The organism is Acinetobacter sp. YH12152 (assembly GCF_013418285.1).
Classification (GTDB): Bacteria; Pseudomonadota; Gammaproteobacteria; order Pseudomonadales; family Moraxellaceae; genus Acinetobacter; species Acinetobacter amyesii.
On the sequence record NZ_VPCH01000098.1, the window covers coordinates 1 to 3,930 of the forward strand.

The 3,930-nt window shown below is 35.3% G+C and carries 2 protein-coding genes, 3 pseudogenes and 1 other annotated feature; of the genes and pseudogenes, 4 read left to right on the plus strand and 1 reads right to left on the minus strand.

What is annotated here, in order from left to right:
* Window positions 1-123: 123 nt before the first annotated feature.
* The 3 genes and pseudogenes from FTU83_RS16870 to FTU83_RS16880 form a co-directional block, all read left to right on the plus strand.
* Window positions 124-954 (plus strand): annotated as a pseudogene (locus tag FTU83_RS16870) (RHS repeat domain-containing protein); the annotation flags it as partial.
* A 16-nt stretch (window positions 955-970) separates the two neighbouring features.
* Window positions 971-1,489, plus strand: coding sequence for an SMI1/KNR4 family protein (locus FTU83_RS16875; protein WP_180092763.1), 519 nt, complete (start codon window positions 971-973; stop codon window positions 1,487-1,489).
* Window positions 1,461-2,024 (plus strand): SMI1/KNR4 family protein, encoded by a 564-nt coding sequence (locus FTU83_RS16880; RefSeq protein ID WP_168378009.1) that lies wholly within the window; start codon window positions 1,461-1,463, stop codon window positions 2,022-2,024. Before FTU83_RS16875 ends, FTU83_RS16880 begins: the two co-directional genes overlap by 29 nt.
* A 202-nt stretch (window positions 2,025-2,226) precedes the next feature.
* Here FTU83_RS16880 and FTU83_RS16885 read toward each other — a convergent pair.
* Window positions 2,227-3,033 (minus strand): annotated as a pseudogene (locus tag FTU83_RS16885) (IS5 family transposase); the annotation flags it as partial.
* Window positions 3,034-3,109: 76 nt separating this feature from the next.
* On the opposite strand from FTU83_RS16885, the pseudogene FTU83_RS16890 reads away from it, so the two are divergent.
* Window positions 3,110-3,852: pseudogene (locus FTU83_RS16890) on the plus strand (IS3 family transposase); the annotation flags it as partial.
* Window positions 3,385-3,501: a sequence feature (AL1L pseudoknot), on the plus strand. (Overlaps the previous pseudogene by 117 nt.)
* Window positions 3,853-3,930 lie beyond the last annotated feature (78 nt).

Below are 3,930 nucleotides of genomic sequence, written 5' to 3' on the forward strand. Positions count from 1 at the left end.
TATGGTTACTGAAAAATTTGTAAAATTAGTAGAAGAAAATAAGTTAGAAATGCAGTTTTTAGATTTTAAATGATAATTTCATTCAAGCCGCTGGTTTATCAGATAAACACCGATAGTGTACATCGTGGTCCATTGTGGAAAACCACAAAACAAAGCAAAGGCTTTGATGATGTATGATTCTATCACTGTGACCATTTAGGCACACCACAAGAAATGACTGACCATACAGGTTCGATTATTTGGAAAGCTGAGTATAAAGCGTGGGGTGAGCTCGTGTCAGCAAAGCAACGCTGTGCACGAGCGCAAGACGAGAGCTATGCTCGAAGTGGTGAGGCTGAAAAAGCGAAATCGAGTTTCTTTGAAAATTCTGAAATCATTAGCAATAACATCCGTTTTCAAGGACAGTATTTCGACCAAGAAACAGGATTGCATTACAACCGTTATTACTCACCTTGTGTGGGAAGGTTTGTAAGTAAAGATCCTGTAGGATTAAGTGGTGGGTATAATATTTATGCCTATGCTCCAAATCCAATACAATGGACAGATGCTTTAGGATTGGCTAAAACACCCACTAGAACTTTACAAAGAAATTGGAAGAATTATGTAGGATGCAAACATACAAATTCTGATATTCATCACGGTTTCCCAGAGGAATATGCAGAAAAATTCAAAGAGTTAGCTGGTATTGATGTAAATAATCTACAGTATTACTATAATTTGCCAAAAGAGAAACATACTAAAACTCCAGGGATACATACTAATGGGTCTAGGACAGGGCAAAATTGGAATAAAACATGGGGAGGAATATTGAATCAAGTAGAAGCTATGAATTTGAGTAAAGCAGAGTCTAAAAAGATGCTTGAACAGACTTTGAGAAGACTAGCTAGAAATGAAAGAATTAGTAAGCATAATGCCACAGCCGTCAAAGGTGCCAATTTGTGTTGCTGCAGTTAATTATAAAGAGTTGTAAATGTTCGATAAAGTATTTGAAATTGATGAAATAAAAGAAATTTTTATTCAACGTAAAAGCGCGTTAAAAAATTTTAATAAAATAACTGTAAATGACGATTTTTATTTAAGTTTTTTAAGTGAATTTCAAACTACAGAATTTACAGCGGATATAATAATATTTGGATATGAAGAAGCAATTAAAGAAAATAAATATGTTGAGGAAATCAACCCTTTTATTAGTGAAAATTTTTGGATGATTGGTCGTACAGGTCAAGGTGATGAGTGGTTTATTGATAAAGTTAAAGGAGGGATATCGTTCTATGATCACAATCAAGGAGACTATGCGGATATAAGTCAATTTCAAAAAATTAATATTGATTTTACCGATTTTGTGAAAATGGCTTTTTTATTTAGAGAGCTAGAAAGCGAATTGGACCGAGAAGAAAATATATCTCATGAAAATCAAAAAAAACTCATTAATCAAATAAATTCAATAAAAAAAGGATTATATGAATTATATCCATTTAAATACTTTTAAGCTAATGATTTATAAAAATATTAAATTTGAAAAAATTTCAAAAAGTGAACAACAGCTTCAATCATTGTCATTAATTGGAATTAATTATGATAAAAGATTAAAAAAAATGCTATTGGAAGAGTATAAGAAACCCTCAGAAGTTAATGATGTTATGCTCAATCAATTTGAGGGAGAGTCTGGTATTAACTTTCCAATTGAATACAAAAAATTTTTACTAACAACAAATGGTGGTAGCCCTTCAAAAGATACATTTGATATTTCTCCAAAAAATAATCGAGTAATACAAAACTTTTTTACATTAAATTCAAAAGTAGTCTCATATACATTAAAACATAATAATAGTGGAGAACTAATATCATTCCCTAAGTACTATTATGCTATTGCGTATACTGTAAATGGTGATTTTATTATGTTAAATGTTGATGATGATTCTAATGATTATGGTGGTGTTTATATATATTTTCATGATAAAGAGAACTCTTTAAAAAAAATAGCATCGTCATTTGATGATTTTTTAGATAAATTACATGACTGATTTGATAAATATATCGATATAAAGTGACTTCAATTTTGTAGATGATATTTATGTTTCAATGATCAAAAGTCGAAATAACCATAAACTGCTGACTATTGCTATGTGAAGTTTTCTGAAATAACAGGATACTTCCACTTGGGAGATTTAAAGAGCTTTGTTGCACAAAGATTTAAAAATTCAGATTTCCCATATCTACTCAAATTTAAGTGACAATTTGGGTATGAGGTTGGCCTAATTCCGTAAATTTATTTAACACCGCCACACGTGCATGAATTTCGTTGACTTGACTGTCAAACTTTCTAGCATTCAGTTTATCGCCTAATAATTTCATGCAATGCATCTTGGTTTCGACCAAACTTCGGCGATGATAGCCTGACCATTTTTTCCATAGTGTCCTGCCTGAGAAGCACTGCTTCGCAAGATTAACCGTTCGAAGTAATTCCTTTCTCTCCTAAGTATGAGCTTTTGTATCTTTCCAAGGTTTCGCATTTTTTCTTGGCGGAATCACTGCATGCGCTTGCCGATCTGCAATGACCTGACGGCATTGCTTGGTTTCATAAGCTCCATCTGTATAGGCAGAATCGATTTGTTCATCTAAAGGGATTTAAACAAGTAAATCTTCCAGTAACTGTGAATCACTGACATTATTTGTCGTAAGCTGAACGGCACGTATTTGAAGGGTTTCAGCATTGATACCAATATGAAGCTTACGCCATTGGCGACGCTATTCAGGTCCATGTTTTTTATGCTCCCATTCACCTTCACCTAAAAACTTTAGGCCAGTAGAGTCTACGAGTAGATGGAGACCACCACTACTTTTTTGATAGCCAATTGCAATATCGTTATGCCTTTGTCTTCTGCACAGTGTGGAGTAATCTGGCGCTATCCAATCTAATCCACAAAGCTTAATCAGACTTTGGACAAAGCCTGTGACCATTCGCAAATATAATTTAAATAAAGATTTGATCATCAAGCAACATTGAATAGCCTTATCGAAGTAAGTTCGATTCCCCAGATAATTTAACTTGGCATCATTGAACCGTACCGGGTTTGTCGGAGAGTCAATATTCTGAGAGACTATCCCGATGACAAAATTAAAATATACCCCTGAAATCAGAGAAAGAGCGGTTCAATTATTGATTGAATCTGAAAAAGATTATCCTTCTACTTGGGCTGCAATCACAGCAATTGCGCCTAAGATTGGTTGTACTCCTGAAACACTTCGTGCCTGGCATCAAAAGCATTTAGATCAGCAAAATCCTATTAAAGTACAACAGATATCTGATCAAGAAAAAATGAAACAAATGGAACGAGAAATTAAAGAATTAAAGCGTGCCAATGAAATTCTACGTAAAGCAGCCGCTTTTTTCGCCCAGGCGGAGCTCGACCGCCCACACAAATAATGGTGGATTTCATCCATAACAATAAGGCGTTATATGGTGTTGAGGCGATTTGTAGGATTTTACAGATCTCAGCTTCTACCTATTACCGGACTTTAGATCTCACAGTAAATCCAGAACATCGAGCGAAACGAGATTTACATGACTTGCAGCATGCTGAGGAGATTAAGCGAATTTGGAAAGAAAGTTCAGGTCGATACGGTGTGCGTAAGGTCTGGCAACAACTGAAACGTGAAGGCTATGTGATTGCACGTTGTACAGTTGCTCGATTGATGCAAAAGCTAGGTATACAAGGTGTTTGGCGTGGTAAGAATAAACAAACCACCCGTAACCGAGATGACCAAAAACGGGCAGATGATTTAGTGAAACGTAATTTTAATGCTGATCATCCTGACCAACTGTGGGTGAGTGACTTTAGTGTGCCGCAGCAAGCGGCGTAAGAGATGAGGGTATGGCCCCTCGCTATCGGCTTGCAGGAGCAGGTAGCAAACCACCATAAGCGGCTT